This window comes from Rhodobacteraceae bacterium S2214, assembly GCA_025141675.1.
Lineage (GTDB): Bacteria > Pseudomonadota > Alphaproteobacteria > Rhodobacterales > Rhodobacteraceae > Yoonia.
Genome location: CP081161.1, coordinates 2046309 through 2073225, shown reverse-complemented (window position 1 = coordinate 2073225; position 26917 = coordinate 2046309). Strand labels below are relative to the sequence as shown.

The following is a 26917-nucleotide window of genomic DNA, read 5'->3' as shown; positions in this document are numbered from 1 at the left end:
AATTCTAAGCCGTTAAAGACTTAGCCAACCAGTTCAAGACCTGAGAAGAAGAATGCGATTTCTTCTGCTGCAGTTTCTGGAGCATCGGAGCCGTGAACAGAGTTCTCGCCGATGGACAGTGCGAATTCTTTACGAATTGTGCCTTCAGCGGCGTCTGCTGGGTTTGTTGCGCCCATAACTTCGCGGTTTTTCGCGATTGCGTCTTCGCCTTCGAGAACCTGAACAACAATCGGCTCGGAGATCATGAATTCGCACAGTTCGCCGAAGAACGGACGCTCAGAGTGCACACCGTAGAACTGCTGTGCCTGTGCCAGTGTCAGCTGGATACGCTTGGATGCAACGATGCGCAGGCCGGCTTCTTCGAATTTAGCTGCGATTTTGCCTGTCAGGTTACGCTTTGTTGCGTCTGGCTTAATGATAGAGAATGTACGTTGAATTGCCATGTCGGGCCTCTTTCAGTCTGTGCGGGGGCCGCCCCTCGCGTTGAATTTCTGGGCGGGCAGTAGCATGCACCGGACCCCTTGAAAAGCGGCGATTGACCCTGCCCCTGTGATCAGGCAAAGCAGCCCCATGCTTAAGATTTCAGACATCACCTATTCAGTCTCCGGCCGCACGCTGGTTGAAAACGCAACAGTGACGATTCCGACTGGTCACAAGGTGGGCTTGGTGGGGCGTAATGGCTCTGGCAAAACGACCCTGTTCAAGATCATTCGAGGCGAAATGGTGCTGGACACCGGATCTGTTGATATTCCCAAAGGCTGGAAGATTGGTGGTGTGAGCCAGGAAGTCCCCGGCAACGAAGTCTCACTGATCAACACCGTCCTGCGTGCGGATGTGGAACGTGAAGCATTGTTGGCCGAATCTGAAACGGCCACCGACCCAGCCCGCATTGCCGACATTCAAACACGGTTGGCTGATATTGATGCGTGGTCTGCCGAAGGACGCGCCTCTGCAATCCTCAAGGGTCTTGGGTTTACCGACGAAGAACAACGCCAGCCCTGTTCCGCTTTTTCTGGCGGGTGGCGGATGCGTGTTGCCTTGGCGGCTGTCCTGTTTTCTGAACCTGACTTGTTGCTGCTCGACGAACCGACAAACTACCTTGATCTCGAAGGCGCGCTTTGGCTTGAAGCCTATCTGGTCAAATATCCGCATACTGTTCTGATCGTGTCCCACGACCGCGAACTGCTGAACCGATCCGTCGGCGGCATCCTGCATCTCGAAGACAAAGGCCTGATCTATTACACCGGCACCTACGACATGTTCGCCAAGCAACGCGCTGAAAAGCGTGCACTTTTGACTGCGGCAGCGAAAAAGCAGGACGCGAAGCGCGAACATCTGCAGGCATTCGTGGATCGGTTCAAAGCCAAAGCATCCAAAGCGAAACAGGCGCAATCCCGTGTGAAAGCGCTTGAGAAGATGGAAACGATCCGTGCGCCCGAAGACGTGGCGCGGACCGTGTTCACTTTCCCGAAACCCGAAGAACTGTCACCGCCGATTATCGCGACGGAATCAGCAGCGGTTGGATACGGCAACACAATCATTCTGCACGAATTGAACCTGCGCATCGACCAAGACGACCGGATCGCCCTACTTGGCCGTAACGGCGAAGGTAAATCCACACTTTCCAAGATGTTATCTGGCAGACTTGAAGTGGCGCGCGGCAATATGGTGACGTCAAACAAGCTGCGGATCGGGTTCTTTGCGCAGCACCAAGTTGACGAACTTTACGTTGATGAAACGCCGCTTCAGCATCTGCTGCGTGAACGTGCTGAGGAAGGCCAAGCGAAACTGCGGGCACGTCTCGCGGGATTTGGACTGGGCGCTGATCAAGCGGATACAGAGGTTGGTCGCCTGTCAGGTGGTCAAAAAGCCCGCCTTTCGTTGCTGCTGGCAACCCTGCCCGCGCCGCATCTGCTCATCCTCGATGAGCCCACCAACCACCTTGATATCGAATCGCGTGAAGCGCTAGTTGACGCTCTGACCGCCTATACGGGCGCCGTCATCCTCGTCAGCCACGACATGCACCTGTTGTCGATGGTCGCGGATCGCCTGTGGCTCGTGAAAAACGGGCATGTAAAACCTTACGAGGAAGACCTCGAAACCTACCGCAAGATGCTGATCACCCCTGAAAAGCCCAAGGTTGCGGAAAAACCGAAGCCAAAACCAAAGGCAATCAGCCGCGACGAACTGCTCGCCTTGAAGGCTGAGGTTCGCAAGTCGGAAGAGCGTGTCAAAAAAATTAACGACATGCGCGATAAACTCGCGAAAAAGCTTGCCGATCCTGTTCTTTACGAAGACGGTCGTAAAGGCGAGTTGGAAACATGGAACAAGAAATACGCGGAGGTCATGAATGGGCTCGAACGGGCTGAAACCATGTGGATGCAAGCTCTCGAAAATCTCGAGAAAGCCCAGAAATAAGCACTAACACCTCATTTCTTTTGGCTCGTAAATATCCCCGCCGGAGGCTCCCGCACTATCCGTAAGGCACTGACATGACAGAATTACCCGCTTTGATAGCCGCATTTACAACGTTGTTTGTGATCATCGACCCACCGGGCCTCACGCCGTTATTCCTGGCGTTGACCCAAGGGATGTCTCCGTCGCAACGGCGCGTCATCGCGATCCGGTCGGTTGTCATCGCTTTCTGTTTAATGGTGGCATTCATTTTGTTGGGCGAGGCTTTGTTGGGCTTTATCGGCATATCAATGCCAGCTTTCCGCATTGCGGGTGGCGTTTTGTTGTTCCTGACCGCGCTAGAGATGTTGTTCCAAAAACGTCAGGCCCGCCGCGAAGACAACGCAACCGAAGGCGGCGAAGAACATACCGAAGACCCATCTGTCTTCCCGCTGGCGCTGCCATTGATCGTTGGCCCCGGTGCCATCACAACCCTGATCCTGTTGGCAGGCCAGTCAGAAAGTGTCGTAGATGTGCTGGCGATCATCGGTGTTGTCGTCGCTGTGTTGCTGATTTTGCTAGCCTTTTTGTTCGCCTCGAACCCTGTCGAACGCGTGCTTGGCAAGACTGGATTGAACATTGTCACACGGGTTCTGGGCATGCTTTTGGCCGCACTTGCAATCCAGTTTGTGCTTGATGGGATTTCCCAGACCTTTGGAATTGGTGCATAGCACCTATATTAAGCGCATGAACACAGATCAGATGATGCAACTGACCTATCTTGTGCTGCTTGGTGCGGCCATTGCTGGGTCTTATATTTTCGCTAACAAAAACAACCTTGGTAAGGTCGCACAGCAAGCTGCCATCTGGGGCATGATTTTTGTGGGTACGATCGCAGCCATTGGTCTATGGAATGACATTAGTCGCGACATCGCACCCCGCCAAGCGGTCAGCGGCACAGACATCGTTTTGCCGCGCGCACCGGACGGTCATTATTATATTACATTGAATATCAACGACGTACCCGTCGACTTTGTCGTCGACACTGGTGCGACGCAGGTCGTTTTGACACAGCAAGATGCGCAAAACGTGGGTCTTAATCCGGATGACCTGCGCTATCTGGGTATTGCGCGCACTGCCAACGGCGAAGTCCGCACCGCGTCTGTTGTACTCGATCAGGTCAGCGTTGGCCCATATACCGACGCACGTCTGCGCGCGACGGTGAACGGCGGCGAGATGGATCAGTCTCTGCTTGGGATGACCTATCTCGGTCTTTACGACAGTATCTCAATCTCCGATGGTGAACTTATCTTATCGCGTTAAGGAAAAACCATGTTGCGCCTATTGATCATCTGCACCCTGCTCGGCCTCACCGCCTGCGCCAGCCCGAATGCGCTACCAGAGGATTTCAACGCGGACTTCGAATTCTAGCGTACAGCCGCCAAGACCGCCTTTAGTGCGCGCCCGAAAATTGCGACATCTGCGCCGATGCCAACAAATCCGACACCGCGTTCAGCGTAATACTTGCTGCGTTCCGGTGCAAAAGTCAGAATACCGGAAATCTTGCCAGCCGCGTGAATGCGGTCGATCATATGATCAATGGCGGCCAACACATCAGGATGATCCGGATTGCCCGTGAAACCCATGTCAGCGGATAGATCGGCCGGACCGATGAACACACCATCTACGCCTTCGGCCGCCGCAATGGCATCGATATTCTCAAGGGCGGTTGCGCTTTCAGCCTGCACAAGCAGACAAACTTGATCACCGGCGTCCCGCACATATCCCGTCATATTACCAAAAGCAGAAGCCCGCGCGATCGCCGCGCCCATGCCCCGATTTCCATGCGGTGGATAAAGCATCGCACGCCCCATTTCAGCCGCCTGGTCCCCTGTGTCGACCATCGGCACCAAAACTGTTTGCGCTCCGATATCCAGAACCTGTTTGATCATCCACGCCTGTGGGTCTGCAATCCGCACGACGGCGTGCGTTGGGGTCGTGGCCAGCGCTTGCAGTTGTGGGACCATTTCGCTCAGCGTCAGGGGCCCGTGTTCACCGTCGATCAAACACCAGTCAAGACCGCAGTGACCAGCCATCTCAGCCACAACGTGCGATCCAGTATTTAGCCAAACGCCATATTGCGGCTTGCCCGAAAGCATCGCCGTCTTGAGACCATTCATTGGAACGTCCATCGGGTACCTCATATTCAATTTTGCCATCTGGTCACACAGTCGGACCCGAAGCAAGAGGTCAGGAGATTCAGTTGGAAAACTCTCTATGCAGGACATACTCAATGGCTTATGTAATCGTTTACGTATTACGAATCTGACATCTAAATCGTCGTAGAGCATCAAGGACCACCATTATGAACTTCACCCGCGCCGACTTCCCCGATGGTTTTGTCTTTGGTGCCGCAACAGCCGCCTACCAGATTGAAGGCCACTCTTTCGGCGGCGCCGGTTCAACACATTGGGACACTTTTGCTGCAACGCAAGGCAACGTGTTTAATGCGCAGGACGGTGCGATTGCATGCGACCATTATCATAAGTTCGAGGACGATCTCGATCTTTTGAAAGATGCCAATATGGACGCATACCGCTTTTCGACAAGTTGGGCGCGTGTATTGCCGGAAGGCCGCGGTCAAGTGAACCAAGAAGGTCTGGATTTCTACGACCGGTTGGTGGACGCAATTCTGGCGCGCGGCCTGAAACCTTTCCAGACCTTGTATCACTGGGAAATGCCATCTGCCCTAGCGGATCTTGGCGGTTGGACCAACCCTGACGTTGGTAAATGGTTCGGTGATTTTACTGACGTCATCATGGGCCGCATTGGTGATCGTGTCGAAGCAGTGGCGACACTGAACGAACCGTGGTGCGTCGCATTTCTGTCCCACTACCTCGGTCATCATGCCCCTGGTCAGCGTGATATCCGCGCTACTGCGCGTGCCATGCACCACGTCAATCTCGCGCACGGCGTCGCCATGGAACGGCTTCGCGCGCGCGGCCAGAAAAATTGCGGCATTGTTCTAAACTTTGACTATGCCCAACCGGCAGATGATAGCGACAGCGCCCGCGCTGCTGCAGACCTACAAGACGGAATCTTTAATCGTTGGTTTATAGAAGCGATCACCAAAGGCACCTACCCCGAAGTTGTTCTTAAGGGTTTCGAAGGACACATGCCGAAAGGCTGGGAAGATGACATGGCCGTCATCAATCAACCCATCGATTGGCTTGGCGTGAACTATTACACGCGACACTTGATGTCCGAAGACGTCAGCGCGGTTTGGCCTGCGGTAAAATCAGAAGACGACCCATTGCCAAAAACGGGCATGGATTGGGCGATTTATCCTGATGGTCTGAAACATTTTTTGACGCGTTTATCCAAAGACTACGTTGGAGATATGCCGCTTTATGTCACCGAAAACGGCATGGCATGGGATGATGATGTCGTTGATGGCGCGGTCGCTGATCCTGTGCGCGAAAGCTTTGTGAACGATCATATTCTTGCAGCCAAAGACGCAATTTCGGAAGGCGCAAACGTCAAAGGGTTTTTCTACTGGTCTTTGCTCGATAATTACGAATGGGCCTTTGGTTATGATAAACGATTTGGTATTGTTCATGTAGATTATGAAACACAGGTGCGGACGCCAAAAGCATCGTACCACGCGCTCGCTACGGCATTGCGTAGCAACCGCTGAGACAAGATATGACACATCCCAAGAACACTTACGCGCTTGTCGCTGATATTGGCGGCACAAATACGCGCGTCGCTCTCGCAAATGGCAATCGGGTTCTTGAAAACACGATCCGTCGGTACGAAAACCGGAACTACAGCGGTCTTGAACCCGTGCTTCAGCAATATCTGGAAGATGAAGGTGGGGTCGATCCAATTGCGACCTGCGTTGCAGTCGCGGGCCCCGTTCAAGACGGTCAGGCGCGGATGACAAACCTTGATTGGGCGATGACAGAAGCGTCTCTTGGCGCCGCGACAAAGGCTGAAACGGTCGCGATTTTGAACGATTTGCAGGCGCAAGGGTATGCGATTGGGCATGTGTCTGAGGCAAACCTTGATTCCGTGCTGTCAGGAACGTCCGCGAAAGCATCGGCGGCGAAACTGGTGGTTGGGGTCGGAACCGGTTTCAACACTGCACCCGTTATCGAAAGTCCCGGAGGCCGTGTCGTGCCCGCGTCTGAAAGTGGGCATGCGACGTTGCCAACCCTGACCGCCGAAGATCACGCACTTGCGGATTTCGTCAGCCAAGCGCATGGATTTCCATCCATCGAAGATGTGTTGTCAGGTCGTGGCATTGAAAACGTTTATCGTTTCGTTGCCCAAAAGCATGGTGTTGCTGAGACCCTGCAAGCCTATGAAATCATGGCGGCGTGTGACGATGATGCGCCATTGGCAGTCGAAACAGTCGCTATTTGTGTCCGCTTGCTTGGGGCCGTTTGCGGGAACCTAGCGCTGACATTGTTACCCTTTGGAGGCATTTTCCTTGTTGGGGGTGTCTCTCGCGCTTTTGCACCGCATCTGGAAAAAGCCGGTTTTGCCGATGCCTTTTGCGACAAGGGGCGTTTTGGGCCCTTCATGAAGAAATTCCCGATTTCGGTAGTAAAAGATGACTACGCAGCCCTAACCGGCTGTGCTGCATATCTCGCGCAGGTCAAAACAGACTAGTGCAATTGGCCCTGAACGGTGTTTGTTAAGTCGTTCAATGAAAACGGTTTTGGCAAGAATACCGAATTTGGTATCTTCGATTTGTCATCGCTAAATGCGTCTTCGGCATAACCAGAGACAAACACGACCTTAGTGTCTGGACGATCGCATAACGCCGCGCGGACCCACGTGGGACCATCCATGCCCGGCATAATGACATCGGTCACAAAAATATCTACGCTTAGTTCTGGGTCCGACAACAACTGCAACGCCGCTTCGGCGCAATCGGCTTCAAGCACTGTGTACCCCCGCAGCCGCAACGCCCGCGACGCAAATGCACGAACAGGCGCTTCGTCTTCGACCAATAGAATCACGCCATCAGTCGCCATGCTGAGTGGCGCAGGAGCGGGAGTTTCGGCCTGCACCACTTCTGCAACTGGGACATCATGATGCGGGAACAGCAACGAAAACTGTGTCCCACGCCCGACTTCGCTGTCCGCAAAAATGTAGCCGCCGGTTTGCTTGACGATACCGTAGGCGGTTGAAAGGCCAAGTCCCGTACCTTCGCCCAGACGTTTTGTCGTGTAGAACGGCACAAATATTTTGGACATAATTTCCGGCGGAATACCCTGCCCTTCGTCAATGACTTTTACCACGACATATTCACCAGCAGGGACAAACGCCCGATCGCGTTCGATCTCTTTCTCCAAAACCAAATTTTCAGTCACCACCTGAATTGTGCCGCCATCCGGCATCGCATCACGCGCATTGACGACAAGATTCATAAGCACCTGCTCAAGCTGCCGTTTGTCCGCTTTGATTGGCGATAAATTGGGGTCATGATTCAGCGTGAGCGTTACCTTTTCACCGACCAAGCGGTTCAGCAAATGTGTCAGATCCGACAGCGTATCGCGTAGATCAACAATTTCAGGCTGAAGATTCTGTTTCCGTGAAAAAGCGAGCAACTGCCCAACAAGACTGGCCGCGCGATTGGCGTTTTGATGGATCTGGACCAAGTCACCATAATCTTGATCGCCCTGATCATGTCGCAACAACAACAAGTCGCAATGCCCTGATATTGCAGTCAAAAGGTTGTTAAAATCGTGGGCCACACCGCCTGCGAGTTGTCCGATCGCGTGCATTTTTTGGCTTTGCACAAACTGCGCTTCCAGCGATTTTAGCTCGGTGACATCGTTCATGACGGCGATGAGATGGGCCTCCGCGCCGACACCTGCGACATTCAGTGTGACCTGCACGACCATGTCTTGACGTTCGCCCTTTCCTTCCAAAAACTGCGAAGCTTGCCCCACGCGTTTTTCGAAAGTTTCTTTGATCCAGTCACTGACCGGACGGCCCAAACCATCCAGCACTTCGGTGATCCGACGATTATCCGTTGATTTAACACCCAGCAACAAACGCGCTTCGCGATTTGAATCCAAAATATCGCCAGAACCCGAAATTTTCATCAGCGGAACGGGTAGATCCTCAATCGCGCTCCAATTCGATATCGTCTCTTCGTCAGCACGGGTGCCCGTCGCACCTGCCGGTGCCGGCAACGCATACACTTCACGTCGCCCCGGCCCGCCAGACACTTCTGCAACAATGCAGTCCACGGTACCATCAACAGTCTTAATGCGGTGCAAGTCACCGGATTTGATCGGCTCAGGTCCAAACACTTCTGCTATCGATCGTGGCCTCTGTTCCAGCAACCGCCGAAATGCATCATTTAAGAACAAGATAGCGCCGCTTTTTCCCACGGTCATCATTGGCAAGGACAGCGACGCCGACGCCCGATCGTTCTTTTGGCTGGCCTCGACCAAATCATCAAAGCGCCATAGGAACATCATCGGCCCGACCCGCGCCACCGAAAGCCTGTACTGCCCTGCCCGGGTCACAATATCTTCACGCGCGGATGCCATCGTGATTGCCCGCGATTGCAACCGATACAATACGGCATCGGGGTTCGCGATCACAGTCGCAAGTCGTGCGCCTAAGGAATTGTCCGACGTTTCGGCAAACCGTTCATCTGCGGCTTCATTTGCGTACGCAATCACGCCATCCGCGTCGGTCAGAAATGCGGGGTTCAAGTCGTTGCTAACCAACAATGGAACAGCTTCGCTTAATAGGCGCTGTTTGGCATGGACTTGGCGTCGTGCCATTGTCCCCATTGCAGCAAGAATTCCGAGAGTTACCGCCGAGATCACAAGACCGAGCGATATCGTCAACGGCGTCACAATAATTGCTGCGACAAGTAAGAGTGGTATTGGCAAGGCCAAAAGGCCCGGATGCACTGAACGCGCCCAAAACCCTTCCGTTCCCGGTGGCCGTTTCGCGATAGCCCGCACGCGTTTCCCTTCCTGATCTAGTCCAATTGCGGATACTAAAATCCGCTTAACCAAAGGTTAACAGAACAAGATCAGAGCCGCGCCTACCCAGATTTAGTGAGTTTACACAGATAGAAACCGTCGGATTGGTCGTTTGGGTAAAGCTGCAAGATCGGTTCAGCGGACCAGCCTTCGTGATCACGTAAGAACCTGTCAACGACGCGCTGGTTTTCCTCCATAAGTACCGAGCAGGTCATGTAGTACAATTTGCCGCCGGTCCGCACATGTTGAGACGCAGCCAAGATAACTTCAGATTGCAACGCGCTGAAATCAGACAGTTTCGCGGATGAAAAAGCCCACTTAGCTTCTGGATTTCGCCGCCATGTTCCGCTGCCGCTGCAGGGTGCGTCTGCGACAACCACGTCGTAGCCGCCTTGGCGATCAAGTTCATCGGTATTTCGGACGTCTATCTGCACGCCGGCCCGATCTGCACGCGGCGCAATGTCTACCGTTCTTTGAATGGCAACATCGTGAGCCGTCACTGCACAGTCGAACATGTCGGCAATCGCCAGCGCCTTACCACCGCCACCTGCACAATAATCCAAAACCGTCGCGCCGTCCGCGATGTCCAAAGCAGATACAGCTATTTGCGATGCGGCATCTTGAATTTCGATTAATCCAGTCGTGTAGGCCGTAGACAGTTTCACACGACGCGGATTGCTGATCACCTGCAGGCAGCCCGCTTGCGTATCGTGTTCAACGACATCCACGCCATCGTCCGACAGCGACTGAATAGCCGCCTTTGACGGCCCACGACGGGTGTTGACGCGTAAAAATAATGGCGCACGTTCTCTCAGGGTTAATGCGGTCTCTTCAGCGATTTCCCCAAGATCCGTTTGCCACTGATCCCAAAGCCATTCCGGCAGATCGACGGCATCGTGCTTTGGCATCGACTGCGCTGCATCCAAATGATCGTTTTCCTCCGCGGTGAACGGAGACGGCGCATGTCCTTCGCCGGAAAACATTGTGGCCAGATCAACACCATCTTGTCGTAGCGACCCGATCATCAAGCCACGGCCTGTTAATGCACCACCAATCGCAGCGCTCGACGCACGTTTGCGCAATGCGTCAAAAACCAAATCCCGCAAAGCAGCACGATCTTTTGAACCGGCAAAACGGCTTCCCCTTGCCCAGTCAGACAGGGCTTTTTCCGCCGTCCGTCCAGCAAGAATGTCATCGAGAACGGTTATTGCAGCAGCAACACGGGCGGCGGGTGTCATGATCTATCCTTCGTAAGACGGATACACACCGTCGGTCCGTGTCGTTGCTGCCAGATATCAACCGATCCGGTAATTCGGGCTTTCGCGTGTGATTTGCACGTCATGCACGTGGCTTTCCTTCAGCCCCGCACCCGTGATCTTCACAAAGTTACAGCCTTTGCGCATATCGGCGACAGTCGCATTGCCTGTGTAGCCCATAGCCGCCCGCAAGCCGCCCACCAACTGGTGAACAACAGCATTGGCAGACCCTTTGTACGGGACCTGACCTTCGATACCTTCCGGCACCAGCTTGTCGCTCGCCGCGTCTTTTTGGAAATATCGATCCGCAGAACCGCGTGCCATTGCGCCAAGCGATCCCATCCCGCGATAGGATTTAAATGAACGCCCTTGGTAAAGGATAACCTCGCCCGGGCTTTCATCCGTGCCTGCAATCATTGATCCGACCATCGCACAGGACGCACCAGCCGCAATTGCCTTCGCAAAATCGCCAGAGAACTTGATACCACCATCGGCAATCACAGGCGTGTCGCCCGCCGCCTTCGCGCAATCCATAATCGCTGTCAGCTGAGGAACACCGACGCCAGCGACCATGCGTGTGGTACAGATAGACCCCGGTCCAATCCCGACCTTAACAGCATCTGCACCTGATCCGATGAGCGCTTTGGCCGCTTCGCCAGTTGCGATGTTACCCGCGACGATTTGGACGCCGCTGTTCAGCGCTTTGACCCGCTCAACCGCTTGTGCAACGCCTTCAGAATGGCCGTGGGCCGTATCCACGACAATCATATCAACGCCCGCGTCAATAAGCGCTTGCGATCGCTCAAACCCGCTATCACCCACACCGGTTGCAGCAGCAACGCGCAAACGGCCAAGGTCGTCCTTACAGGCAATCGGGTTCAAGACAGCTTGTTCGCTGTCTTTCAGCGTCAACAGACCTGTCAGTTTGCCAGCACCATCCGTGATCAGAAGTTTTTCGATCCGGCGGGCCTGCATCAGTGACCGCGCTTCGTCCAGATCGGCAGGTTCTTGCAACACAGCCAAATCGTTGGACGTCATCATGACTGAAACAGGTGTGTTTTCGTCTTGTGCAAAGCGCATGTCGCGATTGGTCACGATACCGACGACGCGGCCTTCGGGGCCAACGACAGGGAAACCTGTGATCCGGTAGCGTTCCATCAATGCCCGTGCATCAGCAAGCGTCTGATCGGGTGTCAGCGTCACCGGGTTATAAACGGTGCCAGACACAAACCGCTTCACACGACGGATTTCCTTGGCCTGTTCATCAACCGTTAGGTTTTTGTGAACAACGCCCATGCCACCCGCCTGCGCCATGGCAATCGCCATCTTGGCTTCGGTCACTGTATCCATCGCAGAGGACAACAGCGGAATGTTCATCGAAATGGATTTAGTAACCTGTGTGCGGGTGTCCGCAGTTGAAGGCATCACGCTAGATGCCCCCGGCACAAGCAACACGTCATCAAAGGTCAGCGCCTCGCGAATCTCCATCGTCATCTCCTTGGACAGTGGCATCGTTTGACACGGCCCTATCGCATGGTTGTGATCCAATCAAAAGGGCAAAACAGGCAATGTCGCTTGTAGTGGGATCATTTCCCGCCCATCGTCGCGAAATGCAGTCCGACTTACCCCCCAAAACACCGCCCTTGTCTAAACCCGCGTGGTTCAGGGCTGTGATCTGGTTTGCCATGTTCACAGGCATTGTCATCGGTTTGCATACTTTCCTGAGCTGGTCGCAGAATTTCATCGGCGAAATGAATTCGATCTCGGGCACGATGACGATGGCAGGTGTCATTGCTATCAGCCTGCTAATCTACGCCATCCTGATTGCGACACCCTTCATGCCGGGTATCGAAGTCGGAATCGCATTGCTTCTGCTTCAGGGGGCTGCGGTCGCACCATTCGTCTACATTGCAACCGTGACCGGACTGATGGTCGCTTACCTCATTGGGCGCACCATTCCATTGCCTTGGTTGCGAAAAGTATTCTGCGACCTTGGGCTACAAACAATCTGCACGTACCTTGATCGCATTGCAGAATCCAATCCTGCTGAACGCTTGGCCGCCCAACGCAAACTATTGCCACGCTGGCTGTCACGGCTGACCGTTGATTATCGATACGCAACGCTCGGCCTGCTTCTAAACGTGCCGGGCACGTTTGCCATTGGCGGTGGTGGCGGCATTATGATGGTCGCTGGTCTGTCGCGTCTATTTCGAGGTTGGGTCGTGTTGTTGACGGTGATGATTGCGACGCTGCCGATCCCATTGATCGTTTGGATCGTTGGTGTTTCCGTCTTTGAAGGGCGCTAAAATCGATCACGATGCCGTTCTGCATAATCATTATGACGGTAATGGCCATTCCAGAAATGATCGCAGCGGGATAGCCTATGGCTAACAACGAACAGGCCACACTTATGACGACTGATCCCCTCGTAATTTTTACGCCTTCCGGCAAGCGCGGTAACTTTCCAGTTGGGACCCCGATCCTGACGGCAGCACGCCAGTTGGGGGTCGATCTTGATTCCGTTTGTGGTGGACGCGGCATCTGTTCGAAATGCCAGATTACACCGTCTTATGGGGAATTTTCCAAACATGGCGTGACCGTGCACGACAACGCGCTTTCAGAGTGGAACGCGGTCGAACAGCGCTATGACGATATTCGCGGACTGGTCAAAGGCCGCCGCCTTGGGTGCCAAGCTACTGTGCAAAACGATGTTGTCATCGACGTGCCAGAGACCAGCCAAGTCCATAAACAAGTCGTGCGCAAACGTGCGGAAGCTCGTGACATCACGCTGAACCCCACCACACGGCTTTACTACGTCGAAGTGGCCGAGCCAGACATGCACGACCCGTCCGGCGATCTGGAACGGTTGATTGCAGCTTTGCGTCGGGATTGGGACCTACCCGCGCTCGAAGCTGATTTGACAGTGCTCAAGGCTCTGCAACCGGCGCTCCGCAAAGGCGAATGGAAAGTCACATGTGCGGTGCATTTGGGCGATGATACATTCGCACCACGCATCATGCAGGTCTGGCCCGGATATTTCGACGGCGCGATCTACGGACTGGCCGTCGATTTGGGGTCAACGACAATAGCAGCACACCTCTGTGATCTGCATACAGGCGACGTTGTCGCGTCATCCGGTATCATGAATCCGCAAATTCGTTTCGGTGAAGACCTGATGAGCCGCGTCAGTTATTCCATGATGAACGCCTCTGGTGCGGATGAAATGACCACTGCCGTCCAAGAAGGTATGAACGCGCTGTTCACGCAGATTGCCGCAGAAGCGGAAATCGACCGCAATCAGATCATGGATGCAGTATTTGTGTGTAACCCGGTGATGCACCACCTGTTCCTCGGCATTGATCCGTTTGAACTAGGACAAGCGCCATTCGCGCTGGCAACGTCTGAATCGCTGTCGCTGCGAGCGATTGAATTGAACCTGAACATCCACCCCGCTGCCCGTATCTACATCCTACCTTGCATCGCGGGCCATGTGGGTGCTGACGCGGCTGCTGTGGCTTTGTCTGAAGCTCCGGATAAATCCGACGATCTCGTGCTTGTTGTCGACGTGGGCACCAACGCCGAAATCCTGCTGGGTAACAAAGACAAAGTGCTCGCCTGTTCATCCCCCACGGGACCCGCCTTTGAAGGGGCGCAGATCAGCAGCGGCCAACGTGCGGCACCTGGTGCGATTGAAAGGGTCGAGATTGATCCGACCACAAAGACCCCACGTTTCAAGGTCATCGGATCTGATCTGTGGTCTGACAACCCCAAATTCGCAGAAGAAACCGCCAAAACAGGCGTCACAGGCATCTGCGGGTCCGGTATCATCGAAATGGTCGCAGAAATGCGGATGGCAGGCATCGTGGATGCACCCGGCCTCATCGGATCAGCAGAACAAACCGGATCGCCCAATTGCTTTGAGGAAGGACGGACGCAGTCGTATCTGGTGCATGACGGTACAGCCACTGGCGGACCGAAAATCACGGTGACAAACCGCGATATCCGCGAAATTCAGATGGCGAAAGCAGCACTATATTCCGGCGCGCGATTGTTGATGGATAAGTTCGACGTTGATCAGGTCGACCGTGTCGTTCTTGCGGGGGCATTTGGGGCCCATATCTCGCCCAAACACGCGATGGTTTTGGGGATGATCCCTGATGCACCCTTGGACAAAGTGACTTCAGCCGGAAACGCCGCCGGTACGGGCGCGCGGATAGCGCTTCTCAATCGCGGCGCGCGTGCCGAAATTGAAGAAACAGTTCATAATATCCATAAGATTGAAACCGCCATTGAGCCGCGTTTCCAAGAGCATTTCGTGAATGCGTCGGCCATTCCCAACGCCGTTGAACCGTTCCCAATCCTGAATTCGATCGTCACCCTCCCGACCGTTACGCATAATACAGGCGGGGCGGATACCGGCGGTGGACGTCGACGCAGACGACGCGGCTGAGATCGCTGACCGCGTGGGGGCCAGCCCCCAAACCCCCGGGATATTTATGGCCAAAAGAAGGGAATGTTGCGCGTCATTTCGCGGGTATTGCTCCGATTATGCGTTGACGGCCCCGAACCGCTTGGCTATCCCGACGACAGCGCGCGGGTATGGTGAAAAGGTATCACGAAAGCTTCCCAAGCTTCAGTTACGAGTTCGATTCTCGTTACCCGCTCCACTCTCTTCCCGCATCATTTTTGATTAAAGGAAGACCCCATGTCCGACACCATCACCCGTATCGATTCCGGCCCGCGTATGAGCCAAGCTGTGGTCCACGGCGGCGTTGCCTATCTTGCTGGCCAAGTAGGTGCTGAAGGCGGGACTGTCACCGAGCAAACCCAAGCGGTCCTTGAAAAAGTGGACGCATTGCTGGCCAAAGTCGGATCAGACAAAACCAAGTTGCTGACTGCGCAAATTTGGGTTGCCAATATTGCGACCGACTTTGCCGATATGAATGCCGTTTGGGACGCGTGGGTCGCCCCTGGACAAGCACCAGCGCGTTGGACTGGCGAAGCGAAGCTGGCGACAACTGGCTACAAAGTTGAAATCATCGTCACGGCCGCGGTCTAGGATGACCGCGCCATTTTTGACGCCTTTGTTGTCCGATGATCTTCGGACGCTTCGGATTCCGGAGCCATGGTCATATGGCATGGCGGATCGGGTACGATTTGGTGAGATTGATGCATTGGGCCACGTGAACAACGTGGTCTATTTGCGGTGGTATGAAACGCTGCGCGTGAATTACCTGAAGGACTATGGGGTCTATGACCTTGCAGGTCCCGATCCAAAAATCGTTGTGAAAACAGTTGGATTAGACTTCAAAGCTGAAGTTAAACCTGACGATAGCTACATCAATTTGGCGCGTACAGTCGAAATGCGGAACACCAGCTTTACGATGCAATACGCAACGCTGGTAAACGGTCAGATCACGACAACAGGCCATGCCGTCGTTGTCTTGCTCAATGCCGATAACACAAAACGTGCGTTACCGGATGCGTTGCGGGCCACGTTCGCAGCCCGCGACGGAGCGCTTCAAATCTAATCAGACGCCATGTGTCTGTAGAAAACCAACAAGGGCGGCTGTCGAGCCGTCCTTCGCATTTGTGCCTTGGGTGCCTTCAACAACGGGCTGCAGAGCCGTGGCGAGTTCTTTTCCAAGCTCAACGCCCCACTGATCGTAGGAATTGATGCCAAGCACCACGCCTTCGACAAAAACCCGATGTTCGTACAGCGAGATGATCTGGCCCAACACAAACGGGGTCAGTTGCGGATATGCCAGCGTGACTGACGGGCGGTTGCCTGGAAATACACGATGTTTCGCTTGGCGTTCGAGTTCTTCACCTTCGAACTTGTCGGCGACTTTTTCCCGCGCTTCGTCCAATGTACGGCCTTTCATCAAGGCTTCGGATTGGGCAAGGCAATTGGCGACCAAAAGCTGGTGCTGATGATGTAAATCGTCCTCGTGACCACGCGCAGCGACAAGGAATTCACAAGGAACAACCCGTGTACCTTGGTGGATCAATTGATAGAATGCATGCTGTCCGTTGGTACCAGGTTCACCCCAGACGACGGGACCGGAGGGAACATCCAAATCAGCGCCGGCCATGTCGACGCCCTTGCCATTACTTTCCATCTCCAATTGTTGAAGATAGGCTGGTAACCGCATGAGATTGTTATCATAAGGCAGCACAGCGCGCGTTGTGTAACCACAAATCTGATTGTGCCAAATCCCGACAGCCGCGAGCATGGCAGGAACGTTTTCGGACCAATCGGCGGATTTGAAATGCACATCCATCGCCTGACCGCCACGCAGAAACGCTTTAAATGCATCCGGACCGATTGCGATCATCAGAGACAGACCAATCGGTCCCCACAATGAATAGCGACCCCCGACCCAATCTTCAAAACCAAAGACCCGTTCAGACGCGATGCCAAAGGCCGCCGTCTTGTCTTCGGCTGTCGAAAGCGCTGCGAATTGCGCCCCCGTGTCCGACACCGTTTCGGCCATCCATGCCTGCGCAGTGCGTGCGTTCGTCATCGTCTCGATCGTCGTGAACGTCTTGGACGCAACGATCACCAACGTCGTCGCCGGATCGCATGTCCGCAAGACAGATGCGATATCCGCCGGATCGACGTTCGACACGAAATGGCAGCGGGGTCCATCATGATACGGGGCCAAGGCCTTCACCGCCATCGCAGGACCAAGGTCGGACCCCCCAATACCGATATTCACCACATCTGTGATCTGGCCACCCTGCCCTTTGAACGTGCCGTCGCGGACAGAAGTCGCAAAGTCGGACATAGCATCCAGTGTGCCAAGAACGCCGGGCATAACGTCTTGCCCGTTAACCATTACGGCTCCACCATCTAGGTTCCGCAAGGCCGTATGCAAAACAGCACGCCCTTCGGTTTCGTTGATCGCTGTCCCTGCAAACATCGCGTCGCGCTTTGCAGCGACACCTGCTTCGTTGAGCAAATCAATCAGTAATGCGCGGCCAGTCGCGTCGATATTCGTCTTCGCATAGTCAAAGCGCATATCACCAGCGGCTGCGCTAAAATCAGCAGCACGGTCCGCGTCGACTAAATCAATGAAACGACGCTCTGCGACCTCAGCGTAGTGTTTTTTCAGTGCGTTCCACATCGTCTTATGCCTTTGCCCAGTGAACTGTTGAGCCCTGCAAGATCGCCGATACAGGCGCATCCTCCGGCAACATTGTCGCCGCTTTTTCCAAGGCTGCGCGCTTTTCATCGCCGATGATGACAATGTGGCGGCTCATCGCCCCATTCAACACGGATGCAGACAAAGTGACCCGTGGTTCCGGCGCACCTGGTGCCCGCATGGGGACCAATGTTGCGTCGGTGGTCAACGCTTCTTGTAGTTTGTCCGCGCCAGGGAAAATGCTGGCGGTGTGCATATCCGCGCCCATGCCCAACAACATCACGGAAATTGGCAGGTTTGGTGCGATGGCATCGGTCAACGCCGGGATACCTTCCTCGGGCGTTTCAACTGGCGCATAGAGCGGTAGATACGTGGCCGCCGCCGCCTTTTCGATCAAAAGCCGTTCGCGCAGCAGTCGTGTGTTCGACCGTTCAGACGTTTCAGGCACCCAGCGTTCATCAGTCAGCATGACACTGACCCGCGACCAATCAAGATCAACGGCACAAAGCGCGTCAAAAATCGGACCCGGCGTCGTACCACCGGGCACCGCAAAGGACGCACGATCGTGCGTCAGCAGCGCGTTCTTCAATTCGCCCGCCAGAACGTTGGCAAGGTCAATCATCATCATTTCAGCGTCAGGGTATTCCGTGAACTTCATCGTCTTATCCTTTGATATCACGCCATTTACGACCATCGCGATGGAGTAGCATCAGCGCATCATCAGGACCGCTAGACCCAGCGTCGTATGTCTTTGGCACGTCGTTACGCGCTTCCCAACCCGCGATAATGGGATCTGTCCATGACCATGCGGCCTCTACTTCGTCGCCACGCATAAACAACGTTTGGTTGCCGCGGATGACGTCCATGATCAGACGCTCGTAGGCATCGGTGACCTCAACATCGGTATCACCCAAAGCTTCGGCAAATGTCATATCCAAAGGCACGTTCACCAGACGCATCCCGCCCGGCCCTGGTTCTTTGATTGTGACCTGCAGGTCCATACCTTCGTTTGGCTGCAACCGAATGGACAGAATGTTCTGTTGTTCATCCTGACCTTCAAAAATGGAATGCCCCAGCGGTTTGAAAACCACAGCAATTTCGGACGCGCGTGCCTTCATACGCTTGCCGGTGCGCAGATAGAAAGGCACACCGGACCACCGCCAGTTCGAGATATGACACTTCATCGCGATGAAGCTTTCAGTAAAGCTGCGCGGGTTCTCCGCGTCTTCACGATAGCTTGGGCCTTCCGCGTTTGCATCATATTGACCACGGACCAGATGATGCGGCTCAATCGGTTCTAACGCGCGGATAACTTTCAGTTTTTCGTCACGTACTTCATCTGCGCCAAACTGTGACGGTGGTTCCATCGCGATCAAGCACAGCAGCTGCATCAAGTGGTTTTGAACCATATCACGCATTGCGCCGGATTTATCGTAGTACGCACCACGCCCGCCAACGCTGACCGTTTCAGCCACCGTGATCTGAATGTGGTCGACGTAGTGATTGTTCCAAAGCGGTTCAAACAAGACATTGCCAAAACGGACAGCCATGAGGTTTTGAACCGTTTCTTTACCAAGGTAGTGATCGATCCGGTAAATCTGGCTTTCATCGAAATGTAACGCCAGGACGGCATTCAATTTGCGTGCGGTTTCGAGATCACGGCCAAATGGCTTTTCAACCACAATACGGCTGCTGCTTTTCGCAATCTCATGACGATGTAGGCGTTCGGCAAGGTCGCCGAACAAAGACGGCGCCACGGAAAAGTAAAACGCCTGAACCACGTCGCCACGCACAAGTTTCGCAAGCTCGGCCCAGCCGCCTTCGCCTTTTGCATCGATTGGCACATATTCAAGCTGCGCTAGGAACGCCTCTAGGCCCTTCGAATCTTTTGACTCTTCACCGCCGAACTCCATGATCGCATCACGGATCATGTCCCGATAGCCGTCCGAATCAATATCAGAACGCGCAGCCCCAATAATGCGAGACTGCGAAGGCATCTGCGAGGATAGGAAACGCCGGAACAATCCGGGCAAAATTTTGCGGCGGGCAAGGTCCCCAGTGCCACCAAAAATAACGAGATCAAAATCCTCGACCGGAATCACGCGCGCGACCATAGTATGCCCTCTTCAATTTCCGTTAGCGCTAACGCGTTCCGTTTAGCGGGCGCATCTTGTGAAGTCTAGCAAACAGTTGAAGCCAGACACATTATGCTTCCAGTTCCGCATCCCAATATAAAAAGTCGACCCAACTTTTATGCAGATGGTTCGGCGGGAATTTGCGCCCGTTGTTTTGCAGTTGTGATGCATCCGGCTGGCGTGGTGGCTTGCGCAAGTGCATACCACTTTGACGCAGGCTTTTCGATCCCTTTCGTAGATTGCACGGACTGCATGCCGCAACGACGTTGATCCACGACGTAATCCCGCCACTAGCGCGCGGGACAACGTGATCGAACGTCAGATCACCCTTGCTACCGCAATACTGACACCGAAATTCGTCCCGCAAAAAAAGGTTAAACCGCGTAAATGCGACTGTCCGCTGCGGTTTAACGTAATCGCGCAAAACTACCACCGACGGAATTTTAATTTCTGTAGACGGGCTATGCACGACTTCATCATATTCAGCGATAATGTCGACGCGATCCAGCCACGCGGCTTTCACAGCATCCTGCCAAGGCCATAAGGATAATGGGTAGTAAGACAAAGGCCGATAATCTGCATTCAGCACCAATGCTGGAAAATGCTTCAAATCCGCCGCGTCGCGTACAAAGTTAGTTCGAAAGTCACCGTTCATGGTCAAAAACATCCCTGCTCTGTCGCCCGGAGGTGCAGAGCGGGAGCCCCGCTCCGGCCGCTTAACAAAACTATATCTTGTGTATTTCAAAGGGCAACGGCCAATTGAGATCACACATATGGGACAGATGACCGCATCACATGACAAGGGTGTGACGGTTTGTTAAGCGATTGCATCACGCACGCCCGCATGGAGCGGACGCGATACGTTGACGTCACCGATATGGGCCATAGCGAACCGACTGCGCCCCGCTGCTTTTGCATCATACATCGCAGCGTCGGCCAACTGGAACGCACGCCGCATTGTGATCCCACCTTCGACCGTCAGAATACCGGCAGAGACCGTTACGGCGACAGTTTCGTCAGCTCCGACCGAGACCTGAACACCCTGACAAATCTTGCCAATCCAATCCTGCACCTGCGGAAGCGATGTCTGCTTGAACAAAAGGCCAAATTCTTCGCCACCCAGACGCGCGCACTGGGCGTTTTCGGGCAGAACCGCCCGAAAATGATCAGAAATCGCTATTAGGCATGCATCACCAGTATCGTGGCCATGGGTATCATTGATCGCCTTGAAGTGATCCAAATCCAGAAGAACCATGATCATGCCTTGCCGCAGCACTGGCGGGCATTGCTCGAGGAACCACCTGCGATTGGGCAATTGCGTAAGCTGGTCAGTGGTGGCCTGCGTATAAAGTTTTTCCTGCAATGCGTTTAGGTGCTGGATGAGCAGCAGTGCCAATGTGCTCATCGGCAGGGCCGTAAAGGCCGCCGCCTGTAAGTTGTAAGCGAACGTATTCGCGTCCGCCCAGCCATGTGACAGCACGGCACGCGTATGGTTCAACATCCCCGAAAGAAGGACAAAAAGCACAAGCTTGAACAAAAAGTCCAACCTATTTGTTGGCGCAATTAATCTGACAAAACGTTCCATGACGCACCCCGATACCGCGCGAACCATGGCGAACAATTCTTACGATTGTTTTAACTTACGCCCAAACGTTCTTGCATAAAGGCCAAAGCGACTTGCAGCCCGTCCGGTGCGATCCCATGCCCGGTCCCTTTCATCACGTGCGCATACACTTCTTTCCAACCGGCTTCTTGCAATGCTTCGGCCGCAAGCGGCAGCGATTGTGGTGGCACAACGTCGTCCTGATCTCCGTGGATCAGTAGCACGGGCGGTTTGCACTGCACTTCGTCAGCCAGCAATTCAGGTTCGAGCAACCGACCAGAGAACGCCGCGATACCCGCAACCGCATCTTCACGCCGTGGCAGCACATGCAACGCCATCATCGTGCCTTGACTAAACCCAAGCACCATGACCTGTTCCGGCAGCAGGTCTTCGTCAACCATCACACCATCCAGAAATGCGTTCAGATCATCCGTAGCGCGGTCTAGCCCTGCTTTTGATTCTTCCTCAGAAGACCCATCAATCCACGGGATCGGAAACCATTGAAAACCCATCGGCGAGCCGGCACAATCCTCTGGCGCGTCGGGCGATAAGAACAATGTGTCTGGCAGGTGTTCAGCCAACGGATCAGCCAAGCCTAACAAGTCTGCCCCGTTGGCACCGTAACCGTGCAGGAAAACCACCGCAGATCTGATCTCGCCTGATACCGGCTCGCGCCGTCCTGCTGTAAGTGCCCGTGTCATCTGATACCGTCCCTTTGTTTCATTTCAGCGTAGTACGCCCATAAAAGCCGTGCCGCAACCGACCGCCAAGGCGACCATGTGACTGCCATCTGACGTAGTTCTTTTTCTTTGGGCCGTTCTGGCAAATCGAACAGGTCCTGGGCTGCAATCTGAATCGCAAGATCACCGGCAGCCAACACATCGGGTCGCCCAAGCGAGAATTTCGTGTAAATTTCGGCAGTCCAAAGTCCGATCCCTTTGACGGCGGTCAGTGTTTTGATCACCTCTAGATCCGGTAAGTCCCGCAAAGCGTCGTAGTCAATCTGCGCGTTCGCAAGTGCGTGGGCATAAAGCGCCTTTTGGCGGCTCAGCCCCAACGCCCGCAGATCCTCTGGAGTTGCGGCGAGAACCGCATCCGGCTGATCCATGCCCGCAGCGACCATCTGCGCCCATGTCGCTTCAGCAGAAGCCACACTGACCTGTTGCCCCAAGATCACCGACATCACCTGCCCAAACCCTTCGGGCTGCAACCGTAGCGGCAAAGGCGACAATCGCGGCGCAACGGCAGCAAACTTTGGTTCGATTCTGCAAAGCGCATCAAGTCCACGCGTAACGTCAGCATCTGATCGAATGATGTCAGACATGCGCTTTGGTCCAAACAAGCGCGTCATCCACATTGTTCAGCTTTACGCCGTCTGGCATCAGCGGTCGCTTTATCATTAATACGGGAAGCCCGAGCTGCCGTGCGGCAGTCAGCTTTGTCTCACTTCGCGTCCCGCCTGCGTTCTTCACGATAAGCCAATCCACACCAAGCCGTTCAAACAAAGCGACCTCATCAGCTACCGGAAACGGCGGACGTCCAACCAGAAATTCGCCCCCTTCAAAAGGAAACGGTCCTGTTGGCGAGTCAATCTGCCGACAAATCACACGACAGCCCTGTAGGTTCGCAAATCGGTCCAGCGTCTGACGGCCTGTTCCTAGGAAGACCGTTTGGCCTTCAGTTACAAAGTCCGCAGCTTCAGCCTCCGATGTGATTTGGGTCCAGTTATCTCCGTCCTGCGGCTCCCACGGAGCCCGCAAGAACTGTACATAGTCCAGTCCTATTTCCGTACAAATCGCCGCCGTCCTATCCGTGATCCGGTGTGCAAATGGATGCGTCGCATCCAAAACCGCCGTGATCCCAGCCTCTTCAAGATATGCCCGAAATCCACCCGTACCGCCAAAACCACCCACGCGCGTTGGGATCGCCAACGCCTTTGGCTGGCGCGTCGCCCCTGCCAAAGACGCAACCGCATCGACGCCCGCCTTGGCCAAGCCTTTAGCGATATCCTTCGCTTCTCCGGTGCCTGCTAACAGCAACAACGTCACGCGCCTGCCCGCCCGATAATTGTACCCGCCCGATCAATCACCACAACATCAAAGATCATGCCCGCATAGGTCTGCGTGACACGGTCCAAAGCACGCTGGGCAATCGCATTGGCAAAGGGTGCGCCAGCGATTGTGTAGGCCTCTAACGCCGTATTTGCCTGCGCCAACCGCGAATCGTCCATCATCTGTGCTAGATCGTCAAAATCCACCTGCGAGCGCGACGAATGCAGGTCAACGGCCCCCTGCGCGAGCTTTGTCAGCTTGCCAATACCGCCACCAATCGTGACACGCTCTATCGGATTTTTGGTCAGGTATTTAAGCATCCCACCCGCGAAATCGCCCATATCCAACATCGCGTGATCCGGCAAGTTGTACAGGTTTTGGACTGTGGTTTCAGAGGTCGCCCCCGTACACCCCGCCACATGCGTCAGCCTATCAGCACGGGCCACATCGACGCCGCGATGGATCGACGCAATCCAAGCGGCACATGAAAACGGACGGACAATTCCGGTGGTGCCAAGGATCGACAGCCCCCCTTTGATCCCCAACCGCGGGTTCCACGTTTTTTCAGCAATGGCAGCGCCACCCGGAACGGAAATCTCAATCTCGACGTCAGGGGATTGGGCACAATCAGCCGCCACTTCAGCGACTACATCATCCATCATGGCGCGCGGCACAGGATTGATCGCGGGTTCGCCAACAGCGATCGGTAGCCCTGCTTTTGTGACAGTCCCGACACCTTCGCCTGCCCGAAACTGGATGCCACCATCTGACGCCGAAACCGTCGCAATGATCATCGCTTGATGCGTAACATCAGGATCGTCACCCGCGTCTTTCACAATACCAACCGAAACCCAGCCATCACCCCGTTCAGATTGCGCAATTTCGGGCGAGAAGGTTTCGCCCTTCGGCAAAACAATCGTAACGCGGTCAGGCACTTGCCCACGCCACAGGCCAATCAACGCAGCCTTTGTGGCGGCGGTGGCACAAGCCCCTGTGGTCCAGCCACGGCGCAACTCTCCCACGGGTTTGCGTGTCATATGCTAGACTATAATGTCGCAATGACGTGCCGCCAATGTGTATTAACAGGTCGCTTGAACTCTTTTCAACGGGGGCCAAGCGCGGCATAAGCAAAGCATGACTACTGACGTCCCTCTTCCCGCCCACGCATGGCCGCAACTGGAACCCGGTTGGGTCTGGCTTTGTGGCGCGGGCCCCGGTGATCCGGGGTTGCTGACTTTGCATGCTGTGAATGCGCTGCGCCAAGCGGATGTGGTGATCTATGACGCACTGGTTCAGGAAGCGATCCTTGAATGGGCGCCGCAAGCCGAACATATTTACGCGGGCAAACGCGGCGGCAAACCATCCGCAAAACAACGCGATATTTCACTGCGCTTGGTTGATCTGGCACGCGAAGGCAAACGCGTGCTGCGTCTTAAAGGCGGCGACCCCTTTGTTTTCGGTCGTGGCGGCGAAGAAGCGCAAACGCTCGTCCAACACGACGTGCCCGTCCGGATCATTCCGGGCATTTCAGCCGGCATTGGCGGTTTGGCTTACGCTGGTATTCCCGTCACGCACCGCGATGTGAACCAATCCGTCACCTTTATCACCGGCCACGACCAATCAGGCAACGCGACGGGATCTCTGAATTGGCAAGCGATCAGCGATGGTTCGCAAGTGCTCGTTATTTATATGGGAATGAAACACATCGCCCAGATAAGCAGCAAACTGATCGCAGCGGGCCGCCCATTATCCGAACCAGTCGCGGTTGTCACAACGGCAACGACTGACGAACAGCGAGTGCTGGAAACCACGCTTGGCACAATTGTCGATGACATCGCAGCTGCTGGGATGGAACCGCCAGCGATCATCTGCGTCGGATCATCAGTTCTGATGCGTCAGGTTCTTGATTGGCAAGGCATGGCTGCAGGTGAACCGCCACGCAACCTCGACCCTTTGGGACGCGGGCGGCCAGCCGAGTCGGCATGATCGAGTGACGACAAGTTTTCGCGAAGAATCGGAGCGGGCGACGTGAGTTTTTTGATAGCAGCGCCCGCATCTGGATCCGGCAAAACGACTGTCACCTTAGGTCTACTCCGCGCATTGGCTCAAGACGGCATTGCGTTGCGCGGTGCGAAATCTGGCCCCGACTATATCGATCCACGATTTCACGAAGCGGCCTGCGGTCTACCTTGTCTAAACCTAGACGCATGGGCGATGTGGCCAGACCGGATCAAATCGCTCGCCGCTGGATCACCGTTGATCGTCGAAGGCGCAATGGGGCTATTTGATGGCGCGCCACCGGACGGCAAAGGCGCTTGCGCGGACCTCGCCCGCCAGCTGTCATTGCCTGTGGTACTGGTTGTAGACGCATCACGAATGGCCCAGTCCATCGCACCGATCGTAAAGGGTTTTGCGTCCCACGATCCTGCCGTAGAAATCGCTGGGGTCATCTTGAACAAAGTCGGGTCAGACCGTCATGCGCGGATGCTGTGCGACGCATTGGCCCCGACCAATATCCCGGTCATTGGCTGCATTCCACGTGATCCAACCTTGACGCAACCGTCCCGTCATCTTGGCTTGGTACAAGCACAAGAACGGCCCGATCTAGAAGCCTTCCTATCCCGCGCCGCAGACACGATGCGGGCCAATCTTGATTTCCAGCTTTTGCCGGACCTAATCGCTGTTGGCTCACCGCGCACGCGTCCGACCATCGCCCCGCCGGCCCAATCCATTGCCATCGCCCAAGATGCGGCATTTGCTTTTGCTTACCCACATATGCTGGCCGACTGGCAGGCAGCGGGTGCAACGATCAGCACCTTCTCACCGCTTGCGGATGAAGCTGTTCCACAAGCTGATCTGATCTATCTGCCGGGTGGTTATCCGGAACTCCATGCAGGTCAAATCGCAGCTAATACGACGTTCATTCAAAGCCTGAGAAACGCCGCGCAAATATCTGATATTTATGGCGAATGCGGCGGTTACATGACGCTCGGCGAAACCTTGACAGATGCCCATGGGACGTCCCATCGCATGGCTGGACTGCTTCCATTAGAAACGTCTTTTGCCACCAGAAAACTTCACCTCGGTTACCGGTCAATCCAATCGAAAACGGGGCCGTTTCAGGGACGTTGGAAAGCGCATGAATTCCACTATGCGACCACCATCGCAGCCAAGGGCGACCCTCTTTTCACAGCCCAAGACGCGACCGGCACAGACCTCCCCGATATGGGGCTTATTCAGGGCCGAGTATCCGGTTCTTTTGCGCATATCATTGACCAAGCCTGATTTCGCGATGGACACGCCCTAGC

General features: G+C 54.8%; 25 protein-coding genes and 1 tRNA gene. 12 read left to right on the top strand and 14 right to left on the bottom strand.

Annotated elements, in window-relative coordinates:
• Nucleotides 1–20: 20 nt before the first annotated feature.
• Entirely contained in the window at nucleotides 21–443 is a 423-nt protein-coding gene (ndk, locus tag K3729_10340) for a nucleoside-diphosphate kinase (GenBank protein ID UWQ97881.1), read from the bottom strand.
• 127 nt (nucleotides 444–570) lie between these two features.
• Between ndk and K3729_10335 the strand changes: the two genes are divergently transcribed.
• The 3 genes from K3729_10335 to K3729_10325 all read left to right on the top strand — a co-directional run bounded on the left by K3729_10335 (nucleotide 571) and on the right by K3729_10325 (nucleotide 3717).
• Nucleotides 571–2418, top strand: coding sequence for an ATP-binding cassette domain-containing protein (locus tag K3729_10335; GenBank protein ID UWQ97880.1), 1848 nt, complete (start codon nucleotides 571–573; stop codon nucleotides 2416–2418).
• A gap of 74 nt (nucleotides 2419–2492) precedes the next feature.
• Nucleotides 2493–3125 (top strand): MarC family protein, encoded by a 633-nt coding sequence (locus K3729_10330; protein ID UWQ97879.1) that lies wholly within the window; start codon nucleotides 2493–2495, stop codon nucleotides 3123–3125.
• A gap of 16 nt (nucleotides 3126–3141) precedes the next feature.
• On the top strand, nucleotides 3142–3717 hold the full coding sequence (locus K3729_10325) for a TIGR02281 family clan AA aspartic protease (GenBank protein UWQ97878.1): 576 nt from the start codon (nucleotides 3142–3144) through the stop codon (nucleotides 3715–3717).
• A 104-nt stretch (nucleotides 3718–3821) separates the two neighbouring features.
• On the opposite strand, the gene K3729_10320 is transcribed toward K3729_10325, so the two are convergent.
• A complete protein-coding gene (locus K3729_10320) occupies nucleotides 3822–4586 on the bottom strand; it encodes an HpcH/HpaI aldolase/citrate lyase family protein (GenBank protein ID UWQ97877.1) in 765 nt (254 codons plus the stop codon).
• A 173-nt stretch (nucleotides 4587–4759) separates the two neighbouring features.
• Between K3729_10320 and K3729_10315 the strand changes: the two genes are divergently transcribed.
• Both K3729_10315 and K3729_10310 read left to right on the top strand, forming a co-directional pair.
• Complete coding sequence (locus K3729_10315) at nucleotides 4760–6091, top strand: beta-glucosidase (protein ID UWQ97876.1); 1332 nt, start codon at nucleotides 4760–4762, stop codon at nucleotides 6089–6091.
• Between the two features lie 8 nt (nucleotides 6092–6099).
• Nucleotides 6100–7071 (top strand): glucokinase, encoded by a 972-nt coding sequence (locus K3729_10310; protein ID UWQ97875.1) that lies wholly within the window; start codon nucleotides 6100–6102, stop codon nucleotides 7069–7071.
• Here K3729_10310 and K3729_10305 read toward each other — a convergent pair.
• The 3 genes from K3729_10305 to guaB all read right to left on the bottom strand — a co-directional run bounded on the left by K3729_10305 (nucleotide 7068) and on the right by guaB (nucleotide 12160).
• The gene (locus K3729_10305) at nucleotides 7068–9218 is read right to left on the bottom strand and encodes a response regulator (protein ID UWR01013.1); all 2151 of its coding nucleotides are present in this window, start codon (nucleotides 9216–9218) and stop codon (nucleotides 7068–7070) included. The genes K3729_10310 and K3729_10305 overlap by 4 nt on opposite strands.
• A 260-nt stretch (nucleotides 9219–9478) precedes the next feature.
• Nucleotides 9479–10654 carry an RsmB/NOP family class I SAM-dependent RNA methyltransferase gene (locus tag K3729_10300; protein UWQ97874.1) on the bottom strand — a complete coding sequence of 392 codons (1176 nt, stop codon included), beginning with the start codon at nucleotides 10652–10654 and terminating at the stop codon, nucleotides 9479–9481.
• A gap of 57 nt (nucleotides 10655–10711) precedes the next feature.
• Nucleotides 10712–12160 (bottom strand): IMP dehydrogenase, encoded by a 1449-nt coding sequence (gene guaB, locus K3729_10295; protein ID UWR01012.1) that lies wholly within the window; start codon nucleotides 12158–12160, stop codon nucleotides 10712–10714.
• A gap of 80 nt (nucleotides 12161–12240) precedes the next feature.
• Between guaB and K3729_10290 the strand changes: the two genes are divergently transcribed.
• The 5 genes from K3729_10290 (at nucleotide 12241) to K3729_10270 (ending at nucleotide 16203) form a co-directional block, all read left to right on the top strand.
• Nucleotides 12241–12978: a hypothetical protein gene (locus K3729_10290; protein UWQ97873.1), complete on the top strand. Its 738-nt coding sequence runs from the start codon at nucleotides 12241–12243 to the stop codon at nucleotides 12976–12978.
• Nucleotides 12979–13082: 104 nt separating this feature from the next.
• A complete protein-coding gene (locus K3729_10285; GenBank protein ID UWQ97872.1) occupies nucleotides 13083–15122 on the top strand; it encodes an ASKHA domain-containing protein in 2040 nt (679 codons plus the stop codon).
• Between the two features lie 143 nt (nucleotides 15123–15265).
• Nucleotides 15266–15339 (top strand) — tRNA-Gly (locus K3729_10280).
• A 38-nt stretch (nucleotides 15340–15377) separates the two neighbouring features.
• Nucleotides 15378–15731 carry a RidA family protein gene (locus tag K3729_10275; GenBank protein UWQ97871.1) on the top strand — a complete coding sequence of 118 codons (354 nt, stop codon included), beginning with the start codon at nucleotides 15378–15380 and terminating at the stop codon, nucleotides 15729–15731.
• A 1-nt stretch (nucleotide 15732) separates the two neighbouring features.
• The gene (locus K3729_10270; GenBank protein UWQ97870.1) at nucleotides 15733–16203 is read left to right on the top strand and encodes an acyl-CoA thioesterase; all 471 of its coding nucleotides are present in this window, start codon (nucleotides 15733–15735) and stop codon (nucleotides 16201–16203) included.
• Here the strand turns inward: K3729_10270 and pgi are convergent, their stop codons facing one another.
• From pgi to K3729_10225, 9 genes are all read right to left on the bottom strand, one after another.
• Nucleotides 16204–17802, bottom strand: coding sequence for a glucose-6-phosphate isomerase (gene pgi, locus K3729_10265; GenBank protein UWQ97869.1), 1599 nt, complete (start codon nucleotides 17800–17802; stop codon nucleotides 16204–16206).
• Between the two features lie 4 nt (nucleotides 17803–17806).
• Complete coding sequence (gene pgl / locus K3729_10260; protein ID UWQ97868.1) at nucleotides 17807–18478, bottom strand: 6-phosphogluconolactonase; 672 nt, start codon at nucleotides 18476–18478, stop codon at nucleotides 17807–17809.
• A 4-nt stretch (nucleotides 18479–18482) separates the two neighbouring features.
• The gene (zwf, locus tag K3729_10255) at nucleotides 18483–19934 is read right to left on the bottom strand and encodes a glucose-6-phosphate dehydrogenase (GenBank protein ID UWQ97867.1); all 1452 of its coding nucleotides are present in this window, start codon (nucleotides 19932–19934) and stop codon (nucleotides 18483–18485) included.
• 91 nt (nucleotides 19935–20025) lie between these two features.
• Nucleotides 20026–20610 carry an HNH endonuclease gene (locus K3729_10250; GenBank protein ID UWR01011.1) on the bottom strand — a complete coding sequence of 195 codons (585 nt, stop codon included), beginning with the start codon at nucleotides 20608–20610 and terminating at the stop codon, nucleotides 20026–20028.
• A 162-nt stretch (nucleotides 20611–20772) separates the two neighbouring features.
• Nucleotides 20773–21540 (bottom strand): GGDEF domain-containing protein, encoded by a 768-nt coding sequence (locus K3729_10245; GenBank protein ID UWQ97866.1) that lies wholly within the window; start codon nucleotides 21538–21540, stop codon nucleotides 20773–20775.
• Between the two features lie 50 nt (nucleotides 21541–21590).
• Nucleotides 21591–22259, bottom strand: coding sequence for a prolyl oligopeptidase family serine peptidase (locus K3729_10240; protein UWQ97865.1), 669 nt, complete (start codon nucleotides 22257–22259; stop codon nucleotides 21591–21593).
• Nucleotides 22256–22882 (bottom strand): DNA-3-methyladenine glycosylase 2 family protein, encoded by a 627-nt coding sequence (locus K3729_10235; protein UWQ97864.1) that lies wholly within the window; start codon nucleotides 22880–22882, stop codon nucleotides 22256–22258. Before K3729_10235 ends, K3729_10240 begins: the two co-directional genes overlap by 4 nt.
• Nucleotides 22875–23606 carry a cobalt-precorrin-6A reductase gene (locus K3729_10230; GenBank protein UWQ97863.1) on the bottom strand — a complete coding sequence of 244 codons (732 nt, stop codon included), beginning with the start codon at nucleotides 23604–23606 and terminating at the stop codon, nucleotides 22875–22877. Before K3729_10230 ends, K3729_10235 begins: the two co-directional genes overlap by 8 nt.
• Nucleotides 23603–24646, bottom strand: a complete 1044-nt coding sequence (locus K3729_10225) for a cobalt-precorrin-5B (C(1))-methyltransferase (protein UWQ97862.1) — start codon at nucleotides 24644–24646, stop codon at nucleotides 23603–23605. Before K3729_10225 ends, K3729_10230 begins: the two co-directional genes overlap by 4 nt.
• Before the next feature lie 97 nt (nucleotides 24647–24743).
• Here K3729_10225 and cobA point away from each other — a divergent pair, with 97 nt between their 5' ends.
• Both cobA and K3729_10215 read left to right on the top strand, forming a co-directional pair.
• The gene (gene cobA / locus K3729_10220) at nucleotides 24744–25595 is read left to right on the top strand and encodes a uroporphyrinogen-III C-methyltransferase (GenBank protein UWQ97861.1); all 852 of its coding nucleotides are present in this window, start codon (nucleotides 24744–24746) and stop codon (nucleotides 25593–25595) included.
• 42 nt (nucleotides 25596–25637) lie between these two features.
• Nucleotides 25638–26894 carry a cobyrinate a,c-diamide synthase gene (locus tag K3729_10215; GenBank protein ID UWQ97860.1) on the top strand — a complete coding sequence of 419 codons (1257 nt, stop codon included), beginning with the start codon at nucleotides 25638–25640 and terminating at the stop codon, nucleotides 26892–26894.
• The last annotated feature ends 23 nt before the right edge of the window (nucleotides 26895–26917 follow it).